General features: G+C 72.8%; 24 protein-coding genes, 1 tRNA gene and 1 pseudogene. 13 read left to right on the plus strand and 13 right to left on the minus strand.

Features of this window, described 5'->3' with window-relative positions:
- Positions 1–67: 67 nt before the first annotated feature.
- Positions 68–1,000, plus strand: coding sequence for a helix-turn-helix domain-containing protein (locus tag ACGFI7_RS19570; RefSeq protein WP_393406162.1), 933 nt, complete (start codon positions 68–70; stop codon positions 998–1,000).
- 63 nt (positions 1,001–1,063) lie between these two features.
- On the opposite strand, the gene ACGFI7_RS19575 is transcribed toward ACGFI7_RS19570, so the two are convergent.
- Positions 1,064–1,984 (minus strand): aldo/keto reductase, encoded by a 921-nt coding sequence (locus tag ACGFI7_RS19575; RefSeq protein WP_393406164.1) that lies wholly within the window; start codon positions 1,982–1,984, stop codon positions 1,064–1,066.
- A 130-nt stretch (positions 1,985–2,114) separates the two neighbouring features.
- On the opposite strand from ACGFI7_RS19575, the gene ACGFI7_RS19580 reads away from it, so the two are divergent.
- Positions 2,115–2,474: a MerR family transcriptional regulator gene (locus ACGFI7_RS19580; protein WP_393406166.1), complete on the plus strand. Its 360-nt coding sequence runs from the start codon at positions 2,115–2,117 to the stop codon at positions 2,472–2,474.
- A 112-nt stretch (positions 2,475–2,586) separates the two neighbouring features.
- On the plus strand, positions 2,587–3,474 hold the full coding sequence (locus ACGFI7_RS19585) for a hypothetical protein (RefSeq protein ID WP_393406167.1): 888 nt from the start codon (positions 2,587–2,589) through the stop codon (positions 3,472–3,474).
- Positions 3,475–3,495: 21 nt separating this feature from the next.
- Here ACGFI7_RS19585 and ACGFI7_RS19590 read toward each other — a convergent pair whose 3' ends face one another.
- Positions 3,496–5,358 carry an ABC transporter ATP-binding protein gene (locus ACGFI7_RS19590; protein ID WP_393406169.1) on the minus strand — a complete coding sequence of 621 codons (1,863 nt, stop codon included), beginning with the start codon at positions 5,356–5,358 and terminating at the stop codon, positions 3,496–3,498.
- Positions 5,359–5,428: 70 nt separating this feature from the next.
- Here ACGFI7_RS19590 and ACGFI7_RS19595 point away from each other — a divergent pair.
- A pseudogene (locus ACGFI7_RS19595) lies at positions 5,429–5,662 on the plus strand (carbohydrate ABC transporter permease); the annotation flags it as partial.
- Here ACGFI7_RS19595 and ACGFI7_RS19600 read toward each other — a convergent pair.
- From ACGFI7_RS19600 to ACGFI7_RS19625, 6 genes are all read right to left on the minus strand, one after another.
- Entirely contained in the window at positions 5,625–6,662 is a 1,038-nt protein-coding gene (locus ACGFI7_RS19600) for a 2-hydroxyacid dehydrogenase (RefSeq protein ID WP_393407136.1), read from the minus strand. The pseudogene ACGFI7_RS19595 and the gene ACGFI7_RS19600 overlap by 38 nt on opposite strands.
- Before the next feature lie 2 nt (positions 6,663–6,664).
- The gene (locus ACGFI7_RS19605) at positions 6,665–7,291 is read right to left on the minus strand and encodes a histidine phosphatase family protein (RefSeq protein ID WP_393406171.1); all 627 of its coding nucleotides are present in this window, start codon (positions 7,289–7,291) and stop codon (positions 6,665–6,667) included.
- The gene (locus tag ACGFI7_RS19610; RefSeq protein WP_393406173.1) at positions 7,288–8,754 is read right to left on the minus strand and encodes an FGGY-family carbohydrate kinase; all 1,467 of its coding nucleotides are present in this window, start codon (positions 8,752–8,754) and stop codon (positions 7,288–7,290) included. Before ACGFI7_RS19610 ends, ACGFI7_RS19605 begins: the two co-directional genes overlap by 4 nt.
- Positions 8,751–10,223: an FGGY family carbohydrate kinase gene (locus ACGFI7_RS19615; RefSeq protein ID WP_393406175.1), complete on the minus strand. Its 1,473-nt coding sequence runs from the start codon at positions 10,221–10,223 to the stop codon at positions 8,751–8,753. Before ACGFI7_RS19615 ends, ACGFI7_RS19610 begins: the two co-directional genes overlap by 4 nt.
- Before the next feature lie 224 nt (positions 10,224–10,447).
- Positions 10,448–11,398 carry a sugar-binding transcriptional regulator gene (locus tag ACGFI7_RS19620; protein ID WP_393406177.1) on the minus strand — a complete coding sequence of 317 codons (951 nt, stop codon included), beginning with the start codon at positions 11,396–11,398 and terminating at the stop codon, positions 10,448–10,450.
- A gap of 128 nt (positions 11,399–11,526) precedes the next feature.
- Positions 11,527–12,513, minus strand: coding sequence for an ArsR/SmtB family transcription factor (locus ACGFI7_RS19625; RefSeq protein ID WP_393406179.1), 987 nt, complete (start codon positions 12,511–12,513; stop codon positions 11,527–11,529).
- A 115-nt stretch (positions 12,514–12,628) separates the two neighbouring features.
- Here ACGFI7_RS19625 and ACGFI7_RS19630 point away from each other — a divergent pair, with 115 nt between their 5' ends.
- Complete coding sequence (locus ACGFI7_RS19630; protein ID WP_393406181.1) at positions 12,629–13,867, plus strand: MFS transporter; 1,239 nt, start codon at positions 12,629–12,631, stop codon at positions 13,865–13,867.
- A 53-nt stretch (positions 13,868–13,920) separates the two neighbouring features.
- Here the strand turns inward: ACGFI7_RS19630 and ACGFI7_RS19635 are convergent, their stop codons facing one another.
- On the minus strand, positions 13,921–14,901 hold the full coding sequence (locus ACGFI7_RS19635) for a LacI family DNA-binding transcriptional regulator (RefSeq protein WP_393406182.1): 981 nt from the start codon (positions 14,899–14,901) through the stop codon (positions 13,921–13,923).
- A gap of 68 nt (positions 14,902–14,969) precedes the next feature.
- Here ACGFI7_RS19635 and ACGFI7_RS19640 point away from each other — a divergent pair, with 68 nt between their 5' ends.
- From ACGFI7_RS19640 to ACGFI7_RS19650, 3 genes are read left to right on the plus strand one after another with little or no spacing between them, the layout of a single operon-like run.
- Entirely contained in the window at positions 14,970–16,139 is a 1,170-nt protein-coding gene (locus tag ACGFI7_RS19640; protein WP_393406184.1) for a CynX/NimT family MFS transporter, read from the plus strand.
- 17 nt (positions 16,140–16,156) lie between these two features.
- Positions 16,157–16,816 (plus strand): hypothetical protein, encoded by a 660-nt coding sequence (locus ACGFI7_RS19645; RefSeq protein WP_393406186.1) that lies wholly within the window; start codon positions 16,157–16,159, stop codon positions 16,814–16,816.
- Between the two features lie 56 nt (positions 16,817–16,872).
- Positions 16,873–17,874: a LacI family DNA-binding transcriptional regulator gene (locus ACGFI7_RS19650; protein WP_393406188.1), complete on the plus strand. Its 1,002-nt coding sequence runs from the start codon at positions 16,873–16,875 to the stop codon at positions 17,872–17,874.
- On the opposite strand, the gene ACGFI7_RS19655 is transcribed toward ACGFI7_RS19650, so the two are convergent.
- On the minus strand, positions 17,855–18,235 hold the full coding sequence (locus ACGFI7_RS19655) for a phage holin family protein (protein ID WP_393406190.1): 381 nt from the start codon (positions 18,233–18,235) through the stop codon (positions 17,855–17,857). The two genes, ACGFI7_RS19650 and ACGFI7_RS19655, sit on opposite strands and share 20 nt — an antisense overlap.
- Positions 18,236–18,343: 108 nt before the next feature.
- Between ACGFI7_RS19655 and ACGFI7_RS19660 the strand changes: the two genes are divergently transcribed.
- On the plus strand, positions 18,344–18,619 hold the full coding sequence (locus ACGFI7_RS19660; protein ID WP_393406192.1) for a hypothetical protein: 276 nt from the start codon (positions 18,344–18,346) through the stop codon (positions 18,617–18,619).
- On the opposite strand, the gene ACGFI7_RS19665 is transcribed toward ACGFI7_RS19660, so the two are convergent.
- A complete protein-coding gene (locus ACGFI7_RS19665; RefSeq protein ID WP_393406194.1) occupies positions 18,616–19,392 on the minus strand; it encodes an FAD:protein FMN transferase in 777 nt (258 codons plus the stop codon). The genes ACGFI7_RS19660 and ACGFI7_RS19665 overlap by 4 nt on opposite strands.
- 80 nt (positions 19,393–19,472) lie before the next feature.
- Positions 19,473–19,979 (minus strand): hypothetical protein, encoded by a 507-nt coding sequence (locus ACGFI7_RS19670; protein WP_393406196.1) that lies wholly within the window; start codon positions 19,977–19,979, stop codon positions 19,473–19,475.
- Positions 19,980–20,031: 52 nt separating this feature from the next.
- On the opposite strand from ACGFI7_RS19670, the gene ACGFI7_RS19675 reads away from it, so the two are divergent.
- The 4 genes from ACGFI7_RS19675 to ACGFI7_RS19690 all read left to right on the plus strand — a co-directional run bounded on the left by ACGFI7_RS19675 (position 20,032) and on the right by ACGFI7_RS19690 (position 23,621).
- On the plus strand, positions 20,032–20,421 hold the full coding sequence (locus ACGFI7_RS19675; protein ID WP_393406198.1) for an OsmC family protein: 390 nt from the start codon (positions 20,032–20,034) through the stop codon (positions 20,419–20,421).
- Between the two features lie 325 nt (positions 20,422–20,746).
- Positions 20,747–21,670 carry a nucleoside hydrolase gene (locus tag ACGFI7_RS19680; protein WP_393406200.1) on the plus strand — a complete coding sequence of 308 codons (924 nt, stop codon included), beginning with the start codon at positions 20,747–20,749 and terminating at the stop codon, positions 21,668–21,670.
- Positions 21,671–21,724: 54 nt separating this feature from the next.
- Positions 21,725–21,798: transfer RNA gene (locus tag ACGFI7_RS19685), tRNA-Lys, on the plus strand.
- A 161-nt stretch (positions 21,799–21,959) separates the two neighbouring features.
- Complete coding sequence (locus tag ACGFI7_RS19690) at positions 21,960–23,621, plus strand: catalase (RefSeq protein ID WP_393406202.1); 1,662 nt, start codon at positions 21,960–21,962, stop codon at positions 23,619–23,621.
- Here the strand turns inward: ACGFI7_RS19690 and ACGFI7_RS19695 are convergent, their stop codons facing one another.
- Positions 23,622–24,470: a DUF4429 domain-containing protein gene (locus ACGFI7_RS19695; protein WP_393406204.1), complete on the minus strand. Its 849-nt coding sequence runs from the start codon at positions 24,468–24,470 to the stop codon at positions 23,622–23,624. It lies immediately after the preceding gene.
- Positions 24,471–24,520: the final 50 nt, after the last annotated feature.

Consider the following 24,520-nt stretch of genomic DNA (forward strand, 5'->3'; position numbering starts at 1 on the left):
CAAGCCAAGACCCGTGCGGTGTTGCAATGAGCTGGTGGCGAACGCATACTGGCCACGGGGAGGGCGGATGCCGGGAAGCAGACTGACCTTGAAGGACCGCAGGCGCATCGCCACCGGTCTGGCGGAAGGGCTCGGATACGCGGAGATCGCCCGGCGGCTCGACCGGCCCACCTCGACCGTCAGCAGGGAGGTGGCCCGCAACGGCGGTCCCGGCGCGTACCGGCCCGACCACGCCCACCAGGCGACCGGGTGGCGGGCCCGCAGGCGCGGGCCCGCCACGCCCCCGGGGGAGCCCGCCGACGAGCCGCACGGGCGCGATCCCGAGGCGGTGCGGCGCTTCGTCGAGCGGTTCACTGCGGTGATGGTGGAGGCGGGCCTGCCGCGGATGGCGGCGCGGGTGCTGGCCTGCCTGTTCGCCACCGACTCCGCCAGCCTGACCGCCGCCGGCCTGGTGCGGCGGCTGCAAGTGAGCCCCGCGTCGGTCTCCAAGGCGATCGGCTATCTCGAAGGGCTGGGCATGGTGCGGCGCGAGCGTGACGCCCGGCCGCGCCGGGAGCGCTACCTCATCGAGGACGACGTGTGGTTCGGCGCCTGGTCGGCCAGCTCGCGCAAGGTCACCGACTGGGCGGAGGCGGCGCGTGAGGGCGTCGCCCTGCTCGGCCCCGGCACGCCCGCGGGGAGCCGGATGCGGCAGATGAGCCGGTTCTTCGCCGAGCTCGGGCAGGACATGAGCGGGGGCCTGGGCCCGCAGGCGGCCGAGGACGTGCTCACCCTCGCGGCCGCCCTGGTCCACGCGGGCCGTCCGCTCACCTCCGGCCGCCTGGCCGGCGCGCTCGGCTGGCCGCCGGAGCGGGTGGCCGCCGCGCTGGACGACGCCCGGCGCCATCCGGCCGTCGCCGATCCGATCGCTTTCCAGCCGGCCGGCCCGGACGCGTACACCTTCACCGTGCGGCCGGGCCGCCTCACCGCGGCCCAGCGCGAGGCCCTGGCCCACGCCTGAGCGATCCTCACCGCGGCCCAGCGCGAGGCCCTGGCCCACCCCTGGCCCGCCCCTGGGCGATCCTCAGCGGGGGGCGTCGAGGCGGGCCTTGAGGTCGTCGTCCAGCTTGAGCCCGGTCGCGCCGATGGCCTCCTCCAACTGGGCCAGGCTGCTGACGCCGACGATGGGCACGTGGCCGTCCGCCAGGAGCCAGGCCAGCACGACCTGGTTCGGGGTCGCGCCGAGGTCCCGCGCCACCTCGTGCAGCACGTCGAGGCGGTGGGTGGTTCCCGGGTGGTGGTAGATGTCCGGGATCGGCCGGTCCTCGCGGGTGTAGGCGCCGAACATCAGCGTGTTGTACGCCCACAGCGTCATCCCGGTGTCCTTCAGATACTCCAGGTGCTCGTCCGTGGTGAGCGTGTGACCGGCCTCGGCGGGCCTGGTGTACGGGCGCGGGCGCAGGTAGGTGTGCCGGAGCTGCAGGTGCGTGTAGGGCGTCCAGCCGTGCGCGGCCGAGACGTTCCTGGCCCGCTCCAGCCGCCACGACGGCAGGTTGCTGGCCCCGATCGCCATCACCTCGCCCCTGTCGACCAGTTCGTGGAACGCCCCCAGCGTCTCCTCCAGCGGCACCGACCGGTCCTCGATGTGCGCCCAGTACAGGTCGATCCGGTCGGTGCCCAGCCTGCGCAGACTGCCCTCGGCCGCGGTACGGATCGCCGCGGCGGACAGGCCCTCGGCCGAGTCGAGCGTGGTGTCGCCGGGCACGGTCGGCCGCGCGCCCACCTTGGTGCTGAGGTACACCTGGTCGCGGTTGCCCCGGGCGGCGAGCCAGGACCCGATGGCCAGCTCGCTCTCGTCGCCGGTGCGACCGGGCACCCAGAACGGATAGTTGTCGGCCGTGTCGAGCATCCGGCCGCCGGCCTCGACGAAGCGGTCGAGGATGGCGAAGGTGTCTTTCTCGCTGACGGTCGTGCCGAACGGGATGGTGCCGAGTGCGATGTTCATGCGTACGACGATGGAGTCTGGAGCGCACTCCATGTCAATCGCCCCTTTTAACCTGACTTCTCAGCATATTTCGGGACGAATCGACCTGGAGCTTGACCTGGAGTCCGCTCCAGGTGACATGCTCGTGCCCGTGAGCGTCTACACACCTGCCGAAGTCGTCGAGGAGACCGGCTTCACCCTGGACACGTTGCGCTACTACGAGAAGATCGGCCTGCTCGAACGCGTCGAACGCAACGCCGCCGGCCAGCGCCGCTTCAGCGAGCAGGACATCGGCTGGCTCGGCATGCTCCGCTGCCTGCGCGACACCGGCATGCCGATCGCCCAGATGCTCCGGTTCGCGGAGCTGACCCGGGCCGGCGACCACACCATCCCGGACCGCATCAGGCTCCTGGAGGAGCACGACCGCCGCGTCGAGGGTCAGATCGAGAACCTCCTGGAACGCAAGCGCTACATCCGCAACAAGGTCTCCTACTACCGCAGCGTCCTCTGACGCCGCCCGGACGGAGACCGCCCGTACGGCTACGTGAACCTGCATCACGTATCGTGTTCGTCCGGTAGCATTCCGTGTCATGCCGTCCCCCCGACATGACTCTCTGGTCAAGATGTTCGCCGACGGCCCCCAGTTGGTCCTGAAGATCCTGCGTGACCTTCTGGGGGTCGATCTGCCTGACACGCCGTTGATCCGGCGGGAGAACGCCAGCTTCAACACGCGCAACTCCGAGGACATCGCCTCGGACCTCGTCTTCACCCTGGGCCCTCCGCAGAACATCGCGCACGCCGTCATCGTGGAGATCCAGCAGGACCAGTCCAAGAATCCGCAGCAACTCGCCCGGTACGCCGCCGCCCTCTGGCTGCAGCTGCGCTGCGATGTCACGGTTCTGGTTATCTGTCCTGATCGCGGCACCGCCGCCTTTTACGCGAAGCCGATCAAGACGGGGCTGAAGGGCTGCTGCTTCCGGCCCCACGTGCTGGGCCCCGACAACGTCCCGTTCATCACCGATCCCCAGGAGGTCGCCGCCGATCCCGGAATGGCGGCCTTGTCGCTCATGGTTCACGGTCGTGAACGCAAGGTGGTCGAGGCTTTCGCTCAGGGGATGTCCGCCACCTCCGATGATCACGCTACGCAGTACACTGAATACGCATACAGCATGGCCGCCCCCGAGATTCGTCGCCTCATGGAGGAGATCATGACGTCCACCGACTGGCCCGTCTACACGCCCTGGGCCCGCGAACACTACGGCCGCGGCCTCCAAGAAGGAAAGGCCGAAGGCAAGGTCGAGGGCAAGGCCGAAGGAAAGGTCGAGGGCAAGGTCGAGGGCAAGGCCGAGGAGGCTGCTCGGTCGGTGCTGCTCGTGCTGGAGGCCCGGGGCTTGGAGGTTCCGGACGACGCCCGGGCCCGGATCTCCTCCTGCACGGACCTCGCTCGGCTGGAGGCATGGGTGGTCCGCGCGGCCACCGCGCAGACGCTCCAGGGCATGTTCGACGACTGAACCAGCGCGCCGTTGGCCCGGTCAGCGGTAGGCGGAGGCCTGGAGGGTGTAGAGCTCGGCGTAGAGGCCGTCGAGGGTCATGAGGGTCTCGTGGTCGCCCTGCTCGGTCACCTTGCCGTGCTGGAGGACGTAGATGCGGTCGGCGTAGCGGACGCTGGCCAGGCGGTGGGTGATCAGCAGGACCGTGCGGCCGTCGGAGTGGTTGCGGATGCGTTCGAAGAGGGCATGCTCGGCCCGGGCGTCCAGCGCGGCCGTGGGTTCGTCGCAGATGAGCAGCTCGGCCTCGCGGTGGAAGCCGCGGGCGACGGCGATGCGCTGCCACTGGCCGCCCGACAGCTCCTGGCCGTCCTTAAAGCGCCGGTCGAGGAGGGTGCGGTAGCCGTGGGGCAGTCCGGCGATCACCTCGTCGGCCCCGGCCACGGCGGCCGCCGCGTGCAGGGCGGGCTCTCCCTTGCCGGTGCCCATGGTGATGTTGTAGCGGGCGGCGAGCGGCCACCGGGTGTGGTCCTGGGCGATCACGGCGGTGCGCAGGCGCAGGTCTTCGGGGCTGACGCCGCGCAGGTCGACGTCGTCCCAGAGCACGCTGCCGGTGTCGGGCTCGTACAGGCCTGAGAGGATCTTGGCGAGGGTGGTCTTGCCCGAGCCGTTCTCGCCGACGAAGGCGATCACCTCGCCCCGCTTGATCTCGACGCTGACGCCGCGCAGCGCGGGCTCCTCGGAGCCGGGGTAGGTGAAGGTCACGTCCTGGGCGTTGACGCGCTCGAAGCGTTCGGGAGCGGGGGAGCGGCTCGGGTCGGGCTGGCGCCGCTCCGCGTCGGCGCAGAACTCCACGAAGTCGGTGAAGTAGAGGCCCTCCTCGTAGAGCCGGTTGGTGGCGTACATGAGGTTGCCCAGCGACTGGGAGCCGGAGCGGATGGCGAGCACGGCGGTGCCGGCGACGGCGAGCGGGATGGCGCCGGCGGCCAGCAGGATGCCCAGCGCGACGTAGACCAGGCCGCTGCCGAGCCCGCCGAGCGCCTCGCCGACCAGCTTGGCGATGGTCTGCCGCTTGGCCAGCCGGAGCATCACCTCCTGCTCCGCCTTGGCGACCGCGTCGTACACGCGCAGCAGGAAGCCGCGCATGGTGAACGAGCGGAGTTCGGCGGCCGGGTCGCGCTCGGCCAGCAGCTCGGCGATGATCCACTTGCGCCGGATGACCGGGATCAGCGCGAACATGGTGGCGTAGCGCATCCTGGCGCTGCGTACCGCCGCCCACGCGTCGGGCACCACCGCGAGCAGCAGCAGCGGCAGCAGCATCGGGTGGAGCACGCCGAGCACGCCGGCCACGGCGGCGATGCCCACGGCGGCGGTCACCACGTCGATGGCGGAGGTCACCACGGAGTCGGCCATCGCCACGCCGCGCAGCCGGGCCCGCTGGAGCGCGTCGTGGAACTCGGGGTCGTCGTAGGCGACGAGCTCGACGCGGCTGGTCAGCCCGTAGAGGCGTTGTTCGGTGAGCCGGGTGACCTGGGGGTCGAGGCGGGCCTGCGCCCAGCCGGCGCCCGCCGTGACAGCGGTGCGCAGCGCGGCGGCGGTGGCGACCAGGATCAGGCTGGGCAGCGCCGCCATCACCCGGTCGGGTGTGGGCCCCTCGCTGAACAGGGCGTTGAGCACGCCCGTGGTCGCCAGGAGCCCGAACGCGGTGAAGACGCCGCCCAGCAGGTTGAGCGAGACGGTGGCCAGGGTGTCGCGGGGGCTGGCCTGCCAGGCCATGCCCATGGCCTGGCGGATGAGGGAGGGGAGCCGTCGGGCGATGGTGAGGAACCCGACCTCGGCCATCTTGTCGGTGTGCGCGTGCCAGTCGGAGAGCGAGATCTCGCCCAGTTCGAGGGGCTCATCGGCCATGCCGGGAAGTGTTCCCTGCGGCACCGGTGCTTGCGCATGCGATGTTCCTTCACATGTCATCGCGGTGGTGATCGTCCGGCAGTTCACCTCGCTCTGGAACGACTTCCTGTTCGCCGTCTTCCGCACCGGACCGCAGAGCTGGCCGGCCACGGTGATGCTGAACAACATCGCCGGAGCCCAGGCCACCCCCTACAGCCAGCAGATGGCCGCGGCGATCCTGGCGTCGATCCCGACGATGCTCATCTACGTGCTGCTCGGCCGGTTCTTCATGCGCGGCCTGATGGCCGGCGCGCTGAAGGGGTGACCTCGGGGTTGGCGCAGTGCGCCGGCGGCTCGCCGCGGACGTACCGCGCCACGTCGGCGGCCACGATGGCGGCGGCCTTCGCGGCCGTCTCCTTGCTGGCCCCGGCCAGGTGCGGGGTCATCACCAGGTTCGGCGCGGTGAGCAGCCGGGAGCCGGCCGGGATCGGCTCCTCCGGGAAGACGTCCACGGCGGCGCCGAACAGATGGCCGCTCTCCAGCGCGTCGCAGAGCGCGTCGTAGTCGAGCAGCGCGCCGCGCGCGCAGTTGACCAGCACCGAGCCGCGCGGCATCAGGGCGAGCCGGCCGGCGTCGATCATGCCGGTCGTCTCGGGCGTGGCGCGCGCGTGCAGCGACACGAACCGCGACCGGCGCAGCAGCTCGTCCAGCTCCACCCGCCCGGGCAGGTCCACGTACGGGTCGTGCACGAGCACCTCGGCCCCGAAGCCCGCCAGCATCCTGGCCACCCGGCTGCCGATCGCCCCGTAGCCGACCAGGCCGACCGTGCTGCCCTCCAGCTCGGGGCCGACCCGGTCGAAGGCGTAGTAGTCGCCCCGCCAGACGCCGCGGGCCAGGTCGGCGTGCGTCTGCGGGACCCGGCGGGTGGCGGCGAGCAGCAGCGCCAGCGTGTGCTCGGCGGTGGCCACCGCGTTGCGGCCGGGCGCGAAGGTGACGGCCACCCCCGCCTCGGTGGCGGCCTCCAGGTTGGCGTTGACCGGGCCGCCCCGGCCGACGCAGAACAGCCGCAGCTCGGGGCACGCGTCGAGGACGCGCCGGGTGAGCGGCGCCATCTGGGTCACGCACACCTCCACCCCGCGCAGCGCGGCGATCAGCTCCTCCTCCACGTCCGACGCCTCGTCCACCTCGCCCACCCGCCCGAACGGGACGACCGGCCACGGCAGCGTGAGCTCGCTGATCGCCAGGTCGCCGGGGACCTCGCGGCGCAGCGCGTCCGCCAGCAGGTCGTTGCGGACGAAATGGTCGCCGGCGGCAAGCACGCGGATGGTCAACGAACGGCTCCGATCGGGGAGTTGTACTGCAGGATCGCGGTCCGGGGGCCGTCCAGGCGCAGTTCGGTGAGCGCGCAGTTGTCCAGGCGCGGGAACAGCCGCCGGTACTCGCCGAGCGGCACGCCGATCAGCCGGCACAGGGCGATCCTGATGGCGGTGGTGTGCGCCACCACGAGCACCCGGCCGCCGGGTGAGGCGGCGGCGAGGTCGCGCAGCGCGGCGGTGAACCGCTCGGCCGCCGCCGCCGGGTCCTCGCCGCCCGGCAGCGGGTGGGCGGCGGGGTCGGCCTCGAAGGCGGCGCGGGCCTCGGGGAAGCGCTCCCGCATCTCCCGCGCGGTCAGCCCCTCGCCCCGGCCGAAGTCCAGCTCCCGCAGCCGCTCGTCCGTACGCGGCCGCACCCCGGCCGCCTCGGCGGCGGCCCGCGCGGTGATCACGGCCCGGCTCAGCGTGGACGACCACACCGCGCTCAGCCCCGCCCCGGCGGCCCACTCGGCCAGCAGCCGCGCCTGCTCATGACCGCGCGGGGTGAGCTCGACGTCGCTGATCCCGGCGTACCGGTTCTCGGCGTGCCACCCGGTCTCACCGTGCCGCGCCAGCACCAGCGTCGCGGGGATGGGGGTCATGACGGCCTCCTGGTCGCGGGGGCGCCGCTCCTCTCCCGGGCGTGGGCGGCGACCGGCTCGGGGAGCCAGCCGCGTTCCTCCAGGGCGGAGACGAAACGCAGGTACGGTTCGCGCAGGTCGGCGCCGGAAGGCTCGACGACCTCGCGGGTGCGGACCATGCGCGCGGCGGCTCCCGGGGCGCCGGCGGCGAGGACGGCCATGCCCAGCGCCGGCTCGGCGTTCTCGCGCAGGGTCACCGGACGCCCCAGGACGTCGGCGCGCAGCCGGTTCCCGTACCCGCCGCGGGTCGCCCCGCCGGTGAGCACGATCTCGCCGTCGACGGGCGCGCCGAGCAGGTCGAGGTAGTCGAAGCAGAGCCGCTCGACGAAGGCCGCGCCCCGCAGGACGGCGGCGTACCGCTCCACGTCGTCGGCGGGCTCCCCGAGCGTGAACCCCTCGGCGTCCGGGGCCGAGAACGGGAACCGCTCACCCCGCGAGACCAGCGGATAGGTGATCGGCAGCGCCGCCGGATCCCCGCCGAGGCCGGCGGCCTGGTCGGAGAGCGCGCCGAGGTCGCGGCCCGGCAGCTCGCGGGACAGGACTCCGGCGCCGGTGCTCGACGCGCCGCCGGGCAGCCAGGAGCCGTCCGGGGCCCGGTGCGAGTAGACGACGCCGAGCGGGTCGCGCACCAGCTCGCGGGTGACGCCCTTGAGCACGAGCGTGGTGCCCAGCACCGAGTTCCAGCTCCCCGGGGTGAGGACGCCCGCGCCGAGCTGGGCGGCGCACCCGTCGGTGGTCCCCGCGATCACCGGGGTGCCCGCGGGGATGCCGGTGGCCTCGGCCGCCTCCGGGCAGACGCCGCCGACGCGGGTGCCGGGGCGCACCACGGCGGGGAGTGTCCCGTCCGGCACGCCGAGGGCGGACAGCACGTCGGACGGCCAGCGCTCGTCCACGAGGTCGACCCCGGTCTTGAGCGCGTTGCTCAGGTCGGTCGGCACCTCGTGTCCGGTCAGCCGCCGGTTGACGAAGTCGCTCTGGTGGACCGCCCGCGCCCCCGCGGGGGCGTCACCCAGCAGCCACAGCAGCTTGGGCAGTGCCCAGGTGGCCTGCATCCGCCGGTATCCCAGCCGCTCCCAGACCGCAGCGCCCACCGTGTTCACCCGGTCGGCCAGGCCCGCGGCGCGCCGGTCGTCGTACATGAGCGCGGGCGTCAGCGGCGTCCCGTCGGGCGCGGTGAGCAGGATCGTCCCGGAGGTGGCGTCGACCGCGACCCCCTCGATCCGCCCGGCGGGCACCCTCCACAGCGCCTCGCGGGTGGCGGCGGCCAGCGCCCGCCACCACTCCTCCGGGTCCTGCTCGTGCCGGACGCCGTCGCGGTGGCTGGTCAGCGGGCGGACGGCCGCGCCGAGCACCCGTCCGTCCGCGTCCACCGCCATCGCGCGCACGCTCTGCGTGCCGAGGTCGATGCCGAGCCACGCGCTCATGACCGGCCCCGCATCCCGGCGAGCACCGGCCAGGAGCGGGCCGCCTGCTCGCGCAGGGTGAGGAAGTCGCGGTACGCGCCCGCGTACGGGCCGGGCTCGGGCTCGACCGGGTCCCCGAGCCGCACGTGCCGGGCGGCGGCCTCGTGGAGGGTCGCGGCGCCGGTGGCGGCGAGGCCGACGAGGAAGGCGCCCCGGGCGCCGACCTCGGCGTCGGCCGGACGCCGCACCGGCAGCCCGGTGACGGCGGCGATGAGCCGCAGCCACAGTCGGCTCGCCGAGCCGCCGCCGCAGACCAGCAGCTCGCGCGGGGCCGCGCCGGTGGCGGCCAGGCAGTCCTGGACGACGAGCGTGAGTCCTTCCAGCACGGCCCGGGCGACCTGCTCGCGGCCGTGCTCGACGGACATGCCGAGGAAGGCGCCCCGGGCGAGCGGGTCGGAGAACGGCGCCCGCTCACCGGCGGGGGAGAAGTACGGCAGGAACGCCAGCCCCCGCGCCCCCGGCTCGCTCCGCGCGGCCAGGTCGCCCAGCTCGTCCGGCCGGTCCAGCCCGAGCAGCCGGCAGGCCCACTGGATCACCTCGGTGCCGGCGAAGGTGGGGAAGGCGCGCAGGTAGCCGCCCGGCGCCGCGATCGTGATGCCGACCGGGTCGCCGTCCAGGTCCGGCCGCTCGACCAGGGTCTCGACGCAGAGCGTGGTGCCGAGGATGCCGCACGCCTGCCCGGGGTCCACCGCGCCCGCCCCGAGCGCGGTCGTGACGATGTCGTACGGGGCCAGCACCACGGGCGTGCCCTCTTCCAGCCCGAGCAGGTCGGCAGCCGGTCTCGACAGTCCGGCCGTCCGCCGGGCGTCGTCGCGCACCTCGGGCAGCAGCCGCCCGGCCCACTCCAGCCCGAACAGCTCCAGCAGCTCGGGCGCGTAGCGGCGGGCGCGCAGGTCCATGAACGGGGCGGAGGCGTCCGACTCGTCGGCGGCGAGCTCACCGGTCAGCCGCGCGAAGATCCAGCCGCCGCAGGTCAGGCCGGCGGCGGAGCGGGCCGTTCGTTCGGGGTCGTGCTCCTTGAGCCAGGTCAGGATCGCGTGCGGCAGCCCGGAGGCGGCCGACGAGCCGTTCACCCGGAACGCCCGCGCGGCCCGCCCCGACCGGGTCCAGTCGTCCACGATCGCGGCCGCCCGGCCGTCGTTCCACAGGATGGCCGGGCCGGTCGGCTCGCCGGCGGCGTCGACCAGCCAGCAGCCGTCGCCCTGCGCGGTCACGGCCACGAAGTCGACCGGCTCGCCGAGCGCGGCGGCCACCTCGCGGACGGTGGCGGCGACGGCGTCCCAGACCGCGGCCATGTCCTGCTCGGCGTGGCCGGGCGCGGGCCTGGAGACGGTCGTGGGCCGCCTGGCCACCGCCGACTCGGCGCCGCCGCCGTCGTAGCCGACCGCCTTGATCACCGTGGTGCCGGCGTCGACACAGATGGCCCCCATCACACCTCACCGCAGAGGACGCCGAGGTCGCCGTCGCGTGCCCGCTCCACCACGTCCATGTCCTCGCCGTGCGCCCGCGCCATCACGTCCATGTCCTCGCCGTGAGCCCCCTCCACCATGCGATGTCCCGCTACGCGCGTCCACGCTAGCGCCCTCTCGGAACAATTGTCCAGCACGAGTGTTCACGGCGTGATCTGTGAGGGCCGGGCATCACGGCGAGCGAGTCAGCGTGCCGCGGCGAGGATGCTCTCGGCGGTCAGCGCGTCGGTGACGAGCCGGTTGAAGTAGCCGCCCTTCGCCCCGGCGATGATCGAGACGACCTTCTCCGCGCCCACCGCCACCGCGATCGAGTGCGGGATCCGCCGCAGCTCCTCCAGCCCGGCCGCGACCAGGCGCTCGCTGCCCGGATAGCCGACCGGCTCGCCGTCGCGGTCGTAGAAGCGCGAGCACACGTCGCCCACGGCCCGGCGCAGGCTGGGCTCGTCGCGCGGCACGAAGGCGGGCACCACCTGGCGCATCAGCGGCGGCGAGCCCACGCCCACGACCGCGCACCGGGCCTGCGCCCACAGGTCCATCACCCGGCGCACCGACGGCTCGTGCTGCAGCGAGTAGAACAGCTCGGGGCCCGGCAGCGCGGGCGCGTACAGATAGTGGGGCACGCCGCCGACCTGCTCGGCGAGCAGCCGGGTGGTCTCGTTGGTCTGGAACCAGGGCTGCGGGTCCTGCTGCCCGCCGACCGCCGGGGCGATCCGCACCCCGGGGAAGCGGCCGAGCCCCTCGCGCGCGCATTCGTACACGGTGCTTCCCGACGACACCAGGACCACGTCGCCCGACTCCAGCCCCACCGCCGCCAGCGCCCTGGCCAGGCCGGGGGCCAGCCACGGGCCCAGCGCCGGGCCGCTGACCCCGGGCGCCAGGTGGACGCGCTCCAGGCCGAGCACGTCGGCGACCTGGCTCGCCAGGTGACCACCGGACAGGAGTTCGGGGCGGTGCACCTTGATCTCGACGATGCCCTGCCTGCGGGCCTCGGTCAGCAGCCGGCTCACGGTCGCCCTGCTGACGCCGAGGCGCTTGGCGATGTCGGCCTGGGTGGCGTCGTGGAGGTAGTACTGCGACGCCGCGGCGTACATCAACTCCTGGGGGAAGCGGGCTTCCTGTGCGGCGTCGGCGTTCATGCGCGCGCTCCCTGGGATCCTGTGAACGATTGTGCTGAACGGGTGCGCTCGACTCTACCTCCGCGCCGCCCGAGGAAAGGCTAGCGATCCCGGGCGGGTCCGGGATCACGGCCGCCCGGCCCGGCTCGTCAGGGAACGGCGCCCGCGCACAGGGCGTCGCCCAGCGCGGTCCGCGCGTACAGGACGCTGCGGCCGGTCCGGGTGCCGCTGATCAGGCCCGCCTCGCGCAGCGCCGCCACGTGGCCGCCCGCGCTGCCCAGGCTCTGCCCGAGCAGCGCGGCCAGCTGGGTGGTCGTCGCCGGGACGGCCAGCTCCTCCAGGATGCGGGCCCGGGTGCGCCCGATCAGCCGCGCCAGCCCGGGACCCGGCGCGGACGGGCCCACCGCGATCCCGCGCGCCGGGTAGACCAGCGCGTACGGCCACGCCTCCGCGAGGTAGGCGCCCAGATTGCCGATGAACGCCGACGGCAGGAACAGCAGGCCCCTGCCGCCCAGCCGGCGCCGCTCCACCCCCGCGCCGATCGCCACCTCGATGTGGCCGTCGTGGTGCCAGCGCACCCGGTCGCTCAGGCCGTCGAGCGCCGCCGCCCAGCCGTAGGCGGCCAGCCGCCCGGCCCGCTGCACCACGTCACGCTCCAGGATCGCCTGATAATGCGGCCACGTCCTGGACACGATCTCCGTCCAGAGGGCCTCGTACGCGTCCGCGACCAGCCGCACCACGTCCGGGCCGAGCAGCAGGTCCCGGTACGCGGGCAGCGCGGGCGGACGGCGGGCCAGCACCGCGGCGATCTCGGCGTGGGCCTGCTCGATCGGGGTCTCCCGCATGGCGGCCAGCTCCGCCTCGAACGGCACCCGCACGCCGGTGGGCGGGGGCGCGATGAAGTCCACGTTGGCGTCGCCCCGGTTGCCGGAGACGACGGCCACCGCCTGCAGCGCCCGATGACGGCGCGCCAGCTCCCGGTACACCGGCTGCCACCGGTCCACCCACTCCCGGTGCACGCCGGCCGGTCCGCGCCCGTCGAGCAGCCACTGCGCGTGCATGGTCTCGATCAGCGGCGAGATCGCGAACCGGCTGGCGGCCACGTCCTGGGGAGTGACCTCCATCTTCACCACCATGTTTCGGTTATATCCGAAAGCTTCGCCGGGGCGCGGGCCCGTCGCCACCATCGGTAGGGCAGACGTGGCGGCTCCGACCCTCCCTCCGGGGCCGCCCGATATCGAGGAGACACACGTGTCCACCGAACGCGGGGCCACCTACGGCGAGGTGTTCGCCGTCCGCGAGTTCCGGGTGCTGTTCGGCAGCTTCGCGCTGCTGGTGTCCGGAGACTCGATCAAGATGCTGGCGCTCTCGGTGCTGGTGTACGCGGAGAGCGGGTCGCCCGGACTGGCCGCGGCCGCCTACATGGCGGGCTGGCTGCCGCACATCGCCGGTGGCATGTTCCTGCTGTCGCTGGCCGACCGGCTGCCGGCGCGGGCGCTCATGGTGGCGGGCGAGCTGGTCCGGGTCGTGGTGTGCCTGCTGCTGGCGTACGCGGGACTGCCGGTCTGGGCGATGCTGGCGCTGGTGCTGGCCAGCGGGGTGTTCACGCCGCTCTTCGGCGCGGCGCGCAGCGCCATGCTGCCGGACGTGCTGCCCGGCGACGCGTTCGTCCTCGGCAGGTCCCTGCTGGGCGTCACCTCGGCCGGCGCCCAGATCGCCGGGCTGGCGGCGGGCGGCGCCTTCCTGGCCCTCGTCGGCCCGCAGGGCGCCCTCGCAGCCACCGCCGCGCTGTCCCTGGTCGGCGCGGTGTTCCTGCGCTTCGGACTGCCGAAGAGTCAGCCCCGCCAGGCCGTGGGGGTGCGGCGGGGAGCCGTCCGCACCACGTGGCGGGTCAACCGGGAGCTGCTCTCCGACCGGCGGGTGCGCGGGCTGCTGCTGGCGTCGTGGCTGCCGCCGCTCTGGCTGGCCGGCGGCGAGGCGATGATCGTGCCCTACCTGGGCGGTCAAGGCCAGGCCGGGGTGGTGCTGGCGGCGGCCGCCGCCGGGATGGCGGTGGGGGAGTTCGCCGTCGGCCGGTTCGCCGCCCCGGCGCTGCGCGAGCGGCTCTCGCTGCCGCTGGCGGTGCTGATGGGCGTGCCGTGGCTGGGGTTCCTGGCCGCCCCGGGCGTCGGGTGGGCCGCCGTGCTCGCCGCCTTCGCGGCGGGCGGTCTCGCCTACCAGCTCGGGCTGCAGCGGCGGTTCGTCGACGCGGTGCCCGAGGAGGTGCGCGGGCAGGCATTCGGCCTGCTGTCCACGGGCCTCATGACCGGCCAGGCGGTGGGCGCGGCCCTCATCGGCGTCGCCGGGGAGCTGCTCTCGCCGCGCCTCGGGATCGTCGTGGCTGGTGCCGCGGGCATCCTCGCCGCCCTCGCCCTGACCCGCCCCCTCCGCCCGGAACCCCCGGTAACGGCGACCACGATGCCCAGTGAGGCCAAGGACGAGGTGGGTTGAGAGGGACGGGGGTCCGGCGACCATCGAGCCCGATCGGGAGATGGCCGTACGGGTCAGGGAGGCAGCTCGCCTGAGCCGCGGGGGACGAGAGACACCGGGAGCACCGGGTGCTCGGCGGGCCCGGTGTCGCCCGAGAGGCGGCGGAAGAGCAGCTCGGCCGCCACCCGCCCCATCCGCGCCGGGTCCTGCGAGATCACCGTCACGGCCGGCCGCAGCAGGTCGGACAGCTCGAAGTCGTCGAACCCCACCAGGGGCATCGGCCGCCCCGCGAGCGCGCGCAGGGCGGTCACCGTGAGCCGCCCGTTGCCGGTGAACAACGCCGTCGGCGGCCGGTCCAGGGCCAGCATCCGATCGACCGCCTCCCGTACCGGGGCCAGGGCGGGGGCCTGCATGAACACCAGCCGCTCGTCGTACAGGCGGCCGAGCGCGGTCCGGTAGCCGTGCAGCCGCCGCGCGGCCGTGAAGATCGACGGCTGGTCGCCGAGGAAAGCGATCCGCCGGTGCCCGTGCGCGACGAGGTGGCGGACGGCCAGGGCGGCGCCCCCGGCGTTGTCGGTCAGCACGGTGTCGACGTCGAGTCCGGGACCCGGCGGCCGGTCCACGAACACGGCGGGCGTGCCCGCGTCCAGCTCGGGCCGGAGGTAGGAGTGGTCGTCACCGGCGGGCACCACGATCAGCCCGTCCACCCGCCGCGCGCAGAACGCCCGCACCAGCTCACGCTCCCGCGCCGGGTCCTCGTTGGACGAGGCGCTCAGCAGCAGGCACCCGTGGGACGCCGCCACGGACTCCACGGCCCGGCTCAGCCCCGCATAGAAAGGGTCGGCGACGTCCTCGATGACCAGCCCGACGGTGGCGGTGCGGCCCCGGCGCAGCACGCGGGCGCTCTCGTTGCGGCTGTAGCCCAGCCGGTCGATGGCGGCCCGCACCCGGTCGGCGGTGGCCGGATGCACGCCGGGCTCGCCGTTGACCACGCGGGACACGGTCTTGAGCGCGACGCCCGCGGCCGAGGCGACGTCCTTCATCGTCGGTCTCACGTCTAGGATCCTTTCTCACCTCGCAGTGCCGGACAACGTTGTCAACGCACTGTGCGACAGGAGGACCCATGTCGTTCAGATCCGCACTGCTCGTCGCCGGTTTCGTGCTGGCCGGGCTGAACCTGCGGCCCGCCATCGCCGGTGTCTCACCGCTCCTCGACGAGATCATGACGGACCTCGGGCTCACGCCCGCGGGCGGCGGCGCCATCGCCACGGTCATGGTGATCTGCCTCGGCGTGTTCGGGCCGCTCGCGCCGGTGCTCGCCCGCCGCCTCGGCCTGGACCGCACGCTGCTGGCCGGCCTGCTGGTGCTCGCGTTCGGGGTGCTGCTGCGGACCTTCGACGGCGCCCCGATCCTGTACGTGGGCTCGGCCGTCGCGGCGACGGCCATCGCCGTGATGAACGTGATCATGCCCGCGATCGTCAAGCAGCACTTCCCGCACCGGGTCAACCTGCTCACCGGCGTCTACTCCTCGGCCATCGTGGGCGGCGCGGCGGCCGCCTCCGCCCTGGTCATCCCCTTGGAACGGGTCACCGGTCACGACTGGCGCGGGGTGTCGGCGCTGATGGCGGTGCCGGCCCTGGCGGCCGCGCTGCTCTGGCTGCCGCAGGCGTTCGGCCGGCAGGCGGCCCCGCAACAGGGTCCGCGGCCCATCAGGGCGATCCTGCGCAGCCCGCTCACCTGGCAGGTGACGGCCTGGATGGGGCTGCAGTCGGCGACGTTCTACATCATGCTGGCCTGGCTGCCGAAGATCTTCCTGGACGCCGGCATCCCCGCCGACCAGGCAGGCTACCTGCTCGGGCTGACGACGCTGGTCCAGGTGGGCGCGACGCTGGGGGTGCCGGTGGTGGCCGGGCGGCGGGCGTCGCAGGTTCCGTACGTGATGGCGGCGGGCGGCCTGACGGCGGCCGGCTACCTGGCGGTGCTGGTCGCGCCGACGACCGTGCCGTGGCTGTGGATGATCGTGCTGGGCATCGGGCAGGGCGCTTCCTTCGCGCTGGCGCTGCTGATCATCGCGCTCCGCCCGGCCGACCCGGAGTCCGTGACGGCGCTGTCGGCGGTGGCGCAGTCGGTCGGGTACGCGATCGCGGCGCTCGGCCCGCTGCTGTTCGGGTATCTGGGCCAGGTGTCCGGCGGCTGGACGGTGCCGCTGCTGGCCGGGCTGGGCGTGGTGGGGGCGCAGCTGGTCAGTGGATGGTTCGCCGGACGCCCTGCTACTTTGGGCAGGCCTCACTAGTGGTGAAGGGGTGCGGCGTGCTGACCGAGGTGCTCGAACGCGCCGCCGCCGAGCGCGGTGGCGTGCTGGGCGTGGAGCCCGGCCTGGTGATCGAGCCCGACGAGAGCTGGACGGCCGTCGCCGATCTGGTGCGGGAGCCGTACCTCCTGCTGGGTGAGCTGGTCGACGAGACGGCGGCGCGCTGGAAGGCGCCGCGCCACGTCGGCGCCGCGCTGTTCTGGAAGACCTACGGCTACTGGCACACGCTGCCGATGGCGCTCGGCTGGGCGCTCGGCGAGGGCGTGCCGATCATGAAGCTGGCCGACACCTACGTCAAACGCTCCGACGCCGGGGTGACGGTCGCGGCCACCCGCGTGACCTGGGCGGAGGGCGCGGACGCGATCGGCGCGGCGCTGGCGGAGTCGCAGCGGCCCCTGGTGCGGGCGCTCGGCTCGATGGTCAGGGTCGGCGAGCGGACGCTGTGGGGCTCGACGGCCGAGGCGTTCGCGCACCCGCTGACCCAGCTGGTGCCCGGCGACTACATGGAGCTGCTCCGGCAGATCGGCGAGCCGGTGGACGGCCTGATCGAGCCGGCCGGCGACGGCTTCTTCCGCCGGACGTGCTGCCTGTGGATCACGCTGCCGGACGCCGAACCGTGCGCGAGCTGTTGCGTGCTGCGGACACCCGACGCGGTGTGACCGTGGCGTGACCGCTCGGTCACCGGATTGTCGGCGGCACCGTTTATCGTGACGGGATGGCCCGCAAGCGAGCGACGATCCGCGAGGTGGCGCGGGCGACCGGCCTGTCACCCGCCGCGGTCTCCTACGCGCTGCGCGGCATCCAGGTCTCGCCGCAGACCGTCGAGCGGGTCCGCGCCGCCGCGGCCGAGCTGGGCTACGAGGCCGACCCGATCGCCCGCGCCCTGGCCAGCGGCCGCACCGGCATGATCGGGTTGCTCTGCGGCTCGCTCGAAGACCTGTGGCAGCAGTCGCTCGCCGTGGGCATCAGCCGGCGCCTGCGCGAGCACGACCGCTACGCCCTCATCCTCGACGCCGTCGGCGACCCCGCCCGCGAGCGGGATCTCGCCATGCAGCTGCGCGACCAGCGGGTCGACGGCCTCATCGTGCAGCCGCTCGACCCGGCCGCGTCGTTCTGGCCGGAGCTGTGCGCGTCGTTGCCGGTGGTCGCGATCGGCGACTCGCTGCGCGGCACCGCCGCCGAGGTCGTCTTCGACAACCGGCGCGGCGTCACGCTCGCGCTCGAGCACCTGCTCGCGCGCGGCCACCGCCGCGTCGGCGTGCTCACCCCCACCCGGCCCAGCACCCCCGACCGCCCGGCCGACGTGCACGTCATGGCCGAGGCCGAGCGGCTCGGTCTCGACATCGAGATGGCGAGCGCCGCGCACGGCCCGTCGGGCGCCACGCGGGCCGCCCGCGACCTGCTGACCGGCCCCCGGCCGAGCGCCGTCTTCTGCTTCGCCGACTCCATCGCCTACGGCGTCTACGCCGCCGCCCGCGACCTCGGGTTGTCGGTCCCCGACGACGTCTCGGTGATGGGCTACGACGACCACCCGATGTCGGGGCTGCTCACGCCGGGGCTGGCCACCGTCGACTGGAACATCGACGGCATCGTCACCGCGTCCGTCCGGCTCATGAGCGACGCGGCCGACGGGCGGGGTGAGCGCCGGCGCGTCGTCCAGCGCCCCACCCTGCGCGAGCGTGGGTCGGTGGCCGACCTCAGTCGCCGTCGGGGATGAGCCAGCTGAGCAGCCAGGTCACCACACTGATGATGATCGCGCCGATGAACGCGTCGGGCCAGAACGTGTCGACGTGGAAGGGGATGTCCAGCTGCCCCGCCACCCAACTCGTGAGCAGCAGCATGGCGGCGTTGATGACCAGGAGGAACAACCCCAGGGTGAGCACGATCAGCGCGCATCCCAGGGCTTTCACGATGGGTTTGACGATGGCGTTGATGATGCCGAAGATCAGCGCGACGATCAGGAGCGTGCCCCAGTAGGTCGCCGAGTTCTCCGGCGCCGTCACGTCGATGCCGTCGAGGAACTGGACCGCGACCCAGAGCGCGACCGCGCCCGCGAGGGTTCTGATGATGAATCTCACGCTGCTTGATCCTCTCACTGACTGCGCCCCAGGGATAGGCCGGAGGCCGTTTCGGCACGTTATCGCCCCGCGCACCCGGGGAAGGGGGAGTTACCAGGGAGGAGTGAGATGGACGCCACCGGACTCGAAACGCTGTCGGACAGCGAGCTGCACGAGCGCGCCGTACGTTACGCCGTCCGCCATGGGGACCTCGGGTTCCTGTGGAACCTGCTCAAGGTGATCCCCGCCGCCGAGGCGGCCACGGGCCACCAGAGCGAGAGCACGGCCGACCTCACCCGCGTGTCGGCGCTGCTGAGCGACGCGATCACGGCGGGTGAGGGCAACCTGGGGCAGGCGCTGCGCCCGATCTATCTCGACTACCTGCGCCGCCACCCCGACGCCTAGCCGGCCAGGAGCCTGCCCGTCCCGCTGTAGGCGGCGAGCCCCGGCGTGCCGAAGTCCTGCCCGTCCACGTTCACGATCAAGCTCTGGTACGGCCCCTCGGCGGCCAGTTCGGTGGCGAAGCGCCTGGCGAGCACCGGTCCCATCGCGTACATGGCGGTGGCGTAGGCGTCCGCCACGCCGAGGTCGGGGCCGAGCACGGTGACGGACGACAGGCCCTGCTGGATCTCGCCCGTACGGGGGTTCACGATCTTCGCGCGGCCGGAGGTCGCGATGGCCAGGTCGTGCGCGAACAGGATTCGGCGCACCACGCCGGTCCGGGGGTCGCGGACGCCGATCCGCCAGCGCTTGCCCGGCGCCACCGAGCCGCGCACCCGGATGTCGCCGCCCGCGTCGATGAGGTGGTCCACGGCGCCCGCCTGCGTCAGCGCCCTGGACAGCCGTTCGAGCGCCCAGCCCTTGATGTAGCCGGACGGGTCGACCTTGCCGTTGATCCGGGCGTCGAACCAGCCGTCGGTCGCCTCGCTCATCTCGTCGCACCGGTGCAGCACCTCGACGAGCTCCGGCACCTGCCGGAGGGTCTGACCGCGGTTGAGGCGGACGATCTGGCTGTCCTCGTCGTCCGGGTCGAAGGTCTCCTCAACCCAGCGCAGCCACCTGAACGCGTGGTCGAGCACGGGGGTGAGCTCTCGGGCCGGCAGGGCGGTGCGGATGTCGACGCTGACCTGCGCGCCCATGAAGTGCCCGGCACGGGCGGTTCCAGGGAAAGTCGTCACCTTCGCCTCCTTATCCCCAGTAACGCTCTCATAACATCCGTAATGCCGGGCTAAACCTCTCCTTTTGGTTTGCCCATCCTTTACCGATTCCTGGCGGTGTGGACCTGGGCCTCGGGGACGGCCAGCCTGGACAGCGCGCCGCGCACGTACCGCTGGAAGTGCCGCGGACCGGCGAGGATCACCTCGCGCTCGGCGATGTCCGGCACCTGCCTGCTCAGACCGGAGGCGCTCAGCCGCTCCTTGGCCCGCGGGTCGTGCTCCGCGCCGACCACCAGCACCAGGCCGTAACGCTCCTGCAGATCGAGCAGCTCGGCGGTGACCCGGTCGGTGCGGTAGACGGCGACGGCGTCCGCGCCCTTGCCGGCCAGCAGCCGCCGCAGCGCGTCCGGCTCCAGCCCGGTCGCGATCAGCACGGTGCCCTTCGTGTGCCGGGCGCGGACCCGTACCGCCATCGTGGCGGCCACCCCGTACACGGCGAGTGCCAGACCCGTGACCGGGGAGGCGTAGCCGAGCCGGTACGCCGCCAGCGGCGCGCACACCCCGAGGCAGAAGAGCAGGGGACCGAGGAATTTCCGCTCACTGGCCATGCTTGAACGATGCGTGTCGAACATGAGAACCACCTGAGTAAGGTCTTGAAACATGGCTAACGTGCGGGTTGAGCGGACTGAGGACGGCGGCTTCGTGGCGACCAACGCCAGGGGCGCCGAGGTGCGGATGGGCGGGGCGGAGGAGGGCGTGTTCACGCCCGTCGAGCTGCTGCTGGCGGCGCTGGGCGGGTGCCACATCGTCACGGTCGAGCCGCTGACGGCCAAGCGCGGCCAGCGGCTGGTGCGGCTGGCCATGGAGGTCTCGGCGGAGAAGGCCGAGCCGAACCGGCTCGGGCCCGTCACCGTCCGCTACGACGTCGAGCTGCCCTCGGAGGAGGCCGACGAGGTGTTCAGGGCGGTCGCGCACCGGGTGCACGAGAAGTACTGCACGGTGGGCCGTTCGCTGGAAGAGGGCACGGAGGTCCGGTTGGACATCCCGTAGCCCCGATTAAACGGATATTCGACTGCGTTATGACGCGGTCGTTGCATAGCCCCCGGTAGCGTCGAAGACAGGTCGGAAGCACTGCGACTGACCGAGAGACCTACACCGAAAGCGGACAGCGGAGGGGGACCGCTGGTCTGCAGTGCGGGACCGCCGGGGCTTTTGGGGGAAAGCCCCGGCCTGGACCGCCCACCGGATCGGGGTCGGGCAGATTTGGGGGAACTGCCCGGCCCCGATCTCATGCGTACCCCCGGATCGGGGCCGGGCAGAGCGAACTGCCCGGCCCCGATCTCATGCGTAGAGGATGGCCGTATCGTACGGTTCCGTGACGAAAGTCCTCATTGACTGCGACCCCGGCATCGACGACGCCATGGCGCTGGCCCTCGCGGCCGGCGCCCCCGGCTTGGAAGTGGTCGCCGTGACCACCGTGGGCGGCAACGCCGACCTGGCCGTGACCACCAGGAACGCCCTGGCGCTGCGGGAGTTCCTCGACCTGGGCGACATCCCGGTCGCCCCCGGCAGCCCCGGCGCACTCCTCCACCCGGTCGTCCGGGCCGACCACGTGCACGGCCCCACCGGCCTCGGCGACGCCGTGCTGCCCGAGCCGGTGCGCGCCGCGGCGGACGGGCACGCGGTGGACCTCATCATCGACACCCTGCGCGCCGCCCCCGGCGAGATCACCCTCATCGCGATCGGCCCGCTCACCAACCTCGCCCTCGCCGTGCGCAAGGAGCCGCGCGTCGTGGAGTGGGCCCGCGACCTCGTGATCATGGGCGGCTCGTACACCCGCGGCAACCACAACCCGGCCGCCGAGTTCAACATGCTCGCCGACCCGGAGGCCGCCGCCATCGTCTTCGAGTCCGGCTGGACGGTGAAGATGCTCGGCCTGGACGTCACCCTCACCGCCGTGCTCACCGCCGGCGTGCTCGACCGCATGCGCCCGCTCGGCCGCCTGGCCGACCTGCTGATCCCCGCCGCCACCTGCTACGGCATGGTCACCGCCGAGGGCGGGCCGGCCATCCACGACGCGTGCGCGGTGGCGTACGCGATGGACCCCGGCCTGGTGACGATGACGCCGGCCGTGGTGAAGGTGGAGACCCGGGGCGAGTACACGCGCGGCATGACCGTCGTGGACTTCCGGGTGGCCGGCCACGCACCGAACGCGCTGGTCGGCACCCGCCTGGACGTCGGCCGGTTCTGGGACGTGATGCTGGACGCGTACCGGCGGCTGGCGGAGCGCCTGGGCTGATCCGCGCGTGGTGCGGGCAGTGGGCGGCGGCTGATACAGTTACACCTGTTGCGGGCGCCGCTAGCTCAGTTGGTCAGAGCAGCTGACTCTTAATCAGCGGGTCCGGGGTTCGAGTCCCTGGCGGCGCACCTTCCTGAAAACCCCGGTTCGGCATCAGCCGAGCCGGGGTTTTTCGTCATGTCACGCAGGCCTTTCCGGCCGTTGCCGGACGCGAATGAGTCTTTGCCCGTGAGCTGTCGAACGTTGAGGGCATGGGGGGAAGAGGCTCATCGGAGAGAGGAACGGTGACATGACTGATGTTTCCGGTCAGGGGTCCGGTGCCGGTGACCAGCGACGGATCCTGACGAACCGGCAGGGACACCCTGTATACGACAACCAGAACCAGCGCACGGTCGGCGCTCGCGGCCCCGCGACGCTGGAGAACTACCAGTTCCTGGAGAAGATCAGCCACTTCGACCGGGAGCGCATTCCCGAGCGGGTGGTGCACGCCCGCGGCGTGACCGCGTACGGCTACTTCGAGGCGTACGGGAAGATCGGCGACGAGCCGGTCAGCCGCTACACCCGCGCCAAGCTGTTCCAGGAGGCGGGCAAGCGCACCGACGTGGCGCTGCGGTTCTCGACCGTCATCGGCGGGCGCGACTCCGCCGAGACGGCCCGCGACCCCCGGGGGTTCGCGATCAAGTTCTACACCGAGGACGGCAACTGGGACCTGGTGGGCAACAACCTCGCCGTGTTCTTCATCCGGGACGCGATCAAGTTTCCCGACGTCATCCACGCGCTGAAGCCCGACCCGGTGACGTTCCGGCAGGACCCGAACCGGATCTTCGACTTCATGTCGCAGACGCCCGAGTGCATGCACATGCTGGTCAACCTGTTCAGCCCGCGCGGGATCCCGGCCGACTACCGGCACATGCAGGGGTTCGGCGTCAACACCTACAAGTGGGTCAACCAGCAGGGCGACACCGTGCTGGTCAAGTACCACTGGATGCCCAAGCAGGGCGTGCGCAGCATGACCGAGGCGGACGCGGCGGCCGTGCAGGCGAACGACCTCGGCCACGCGACCCGCGACCTGCACGAGGCGATCGACCGGGGCGACTACCCCGAGTGGGAGTTGCTCGTCCAGATGATGAGCGACGACGACCACCCCGAGCTGGACTTCGACCCGCTCGACGACACCAAGGTGTGGCCCGAGAACGAGTTCCCGGCCCGTCCGGTCGGGCGGCTGGTGCTCAACCGCAACGTGGACAACAACTTCGCCGAGAACGAGCAGATCTCGTTCGGCACCGGCGTGCTGGTCGACGGTTTGGACTTCTCCGACGACAAGATGCTGGTCGGCCGGACGTTCTCGTACAGCGACACGCAGCGTTACCGGGTGGGCCCGAACTACCTGCAGCTCCCGGTCAACCAGGCGAAGAACGCGCAGATCAACACCAACCAGCGCGACGGGCAGATGACGTACTTCGTCGACACGGCCGGCGAGTCACCGCACATCAACTACGAGCCGTCGCTGCTCGACGGGCTGCGGGAGGCCGAGTACCCGACCGTGGACGAGGAGGGCCCGGTCATCAGCGGTCGGCTCACCCGCAAGCGCATCCCGAGGACCAACGACTACACCCAGGCCGGGCAGCGTTACCGGCTCCTGGAGGAGTGGGAGCGCGACGACCTGGTCCTCAACTTCGTGACCAACCTCAAGCAGTGCGACCGGCGCATCGCCGAGCGCATGGTGTGGCACTTCCTCATGGTCGACGACGAGCTGGGCCTGCGCGTCGGCGAGGGGCTGGGCATCACGCCCGACGACGTGCGGCACCTGCCGCCGCTAGCGAGCCAGGACCTGACCAAGGAGGAGCAGGAGCGCCTGGCCAACCTGGGCGGGAACGGGCCGCGCGACGTGGACGGCCTGCAGATGACGCACTGCGTGCCGAACGAGCGCGCCGCGCACGCCGAGCGGTAGTCACCCCAGGCGGCGGAGCAGGGCCTGCTTCGCCGCGGTGAACTCCTCGTCCGTCAGCACGCCCTGGCGGTGCAGGTCGCCGAGCTCCGACAGGTGACGCAGGATCGTCTCCGTCTCCGCCGTCGTGCTCGGCGGCGGGGGGAGCTCGGCGGGCCCGCGCGGGATGCGGGCCAGGACGGCCGCCGCGACCAGGCAGGTCGTCCCGCCGAACCGCTGCATCCCCCACGACACGCACCGCGGGTCCTTCTGCGGCGGCTTGAGCGGCCCCTCGTCCTTGAGGTGGAAGCGCAGCACGCCGTATCCCATGCCGCTCTGCGGCTTCCACTCCACGCCGGTCAGGTCGGTCACCGCGAACTCCTGCGGGCCCGCCTCGTCCTTGGCCGTGCTGGCGAAGCCCGTCCACTCGATGCGGACGCGCTCGCCGTCGAAGGACACCGTGCCGTCGCCCGCCGTCGCCGTGATCGGCACGTGCGGGCCCGGCAGCAGATAGTCCTCACACGGCCCCTGCGACGTCTGCCAGACGGTGAGGCTGTCGCGGATCTCGTCGGCGAAGTAGTCGGCCGCGCCGGTGCGGTCCTTCGGGATCTGCAGCCGGTACGGGTCGGCGGGCGCGGTGAGCGAGCCCGCCACCGCGTCGGTCAGCGGGTCAGCCCCCTTGCGCAGGCGCAGACGCAGGTGACCGCCCTTGCGCGCAGGCTCGAACGTGACCCCGGCGACCGCCTCCAGCGGGATGACCAGCGCGCCGAGCATCTGCCGCACCTCGTGGACCTCGCGCCCGCTGCCCGGCACGATCCTCAGCATCTCGCCGTCGAACGTCCACACCCCGTCGGCAAGCGCGATCTCAGCCATGCGCTCCAGCCTAGTAGCGCGGCCTGCGGTATCCAGAGGGGCGGACGAGC

Origin of the sequence: Nonomuraea sp. NPDC048826 (assembly GCF_043198225.1) — a bacterium.
GTDB lineage: Bacteria > Actinomycetota > Actinomycetes > Streptosporangiales > Streptosporangiaceae > Nonomuraea.

What these genes read in the sequence shown, in the direction of transcription:
- ACGFI7_RS19570 (WP_393406162.1), top strand. Translation starts at nt 68, where the DNA reads ATGCCGGGAAGCAGACTGACCTTGAAGGACCGCAGGCGCATCGCCACC.
- ACGFI7_RS19575 (WP_393406164.1), bottom strand. Translation starts at nt 1,984, where the DNA reads ATGAACATCGCACTCGGCACCATCCCGTTCGGCACGACCGTCAGCGAG.
- ACGFI7_RS19585 (WP_393406167.1), top strand. Translation starts at nt 2,587, where the DNA reads ATGTTCGCCGACGGCCCCCAGTTGGTCCTGAAGATCCTGCGTGACCTT.
- ACGFI7_RS19590 (WP_393406169.1), bottom strand. Translation starts at nt 5,358, where the DNA reads ATGGCCGATGAGCCCCTCGAACTGGGCGAGATCTCGCTCTCCGACTGG.
- ACGFI7_RS19605 (WP_393406171.1), bottom strand. Translation starts at nt 7,291, where the DNA reads ATGACCCCCATCCCCGCGACGCTGGTGCTGGCGCGGCACGGTGAGACC.
- ACGFI7_RS19610 (WP_393406173.1), bottom strand. Translation starts at nt 8,754, where the DNA reads ATGAGCGCGTGGCTCGGCATCGACCTCGGCACGCAGAGCGTGCGCGCG.
- ACGFI7_RS19615 (WP_393406175.1), bottom strand. Translation starts at nt 10,223, where the DNA reads ATGGGGGCCATCTGTGTCGACGCCGGCACCACGGTGATCAAGGCGGTC.
- ACGFI7_RS19620 (WP_393406177.1), bottom strand. Translation starts at nt 11,398, where the DNA reads ATGAACGCCGACGCCGCACAGGAAGCCCGCTTCCCCCAGGAGTTGATG.
- ACGFI7_RS19625 (WP_393406179.1), bottom strand. Translation starts at nt 12,513, where the DNA reads ATGGTGGTGAAGATGGAGGTCACTCCCCAGGACGTGGCCGCCAGCCGG.
- ACGFI7_RS19640 (WP_393406184.1), top strand. Translation starts at nt 14,970, where the DNA reads ATGTCGTTCAGATCCGCACTGCTCGTCGCCGGTTTCGTGCTGGCCGGG.
- ACGFI7_RS19650 (WP_393406188.1), top strand. Translation starts at nt 16,873, where the DNA reads ATGGCCCGCAAGCGAGCGACGATCCGCGAGGTGGCGCGGGCGACCGGC.
- ACGFI7_RS19660 (WP_393406192.1), top strand. Translation starts at nt 18,344, where the DNA reads ATGGACGCCACCGGACTCGAAACGCTGTCGGACAGCGAGCTGCACGAG.
- ACGFI7_RS19670 (WP_393406196.1), bottom strand. Translation starts at nt 19,979, where the DNA reads ATGGCCAGTGAGCGGAAATTCCTCGGTCCCCTGCTCTTCTGCCTCGGG.
- ACGFI7_RS19675 (WP_393406198.1), top strand. Translation starts at nt 20,032, where the DNA reads ATGGCTAACGTGCGGGTTGAGCGGACTGAGGACGGCGGCTTCGTGGCG.
- ACGFI7_RS19690 (WP_393406202.1), top strand. Translation starts at nt 21,960, where the DNA reads ATGACTGATGTTTCCGGTCAGGGGTCCGGTGCCGGTGACCAGCGACGG.
- ACGFI7_RS19695 (WP_393406204.1), bottom strand. Translation starts at nt 24,470, where the DNA reads ATGGCTGAGATCGCGCTTGCCGACGGGGTGTGGACGTTCGACGGCGAG.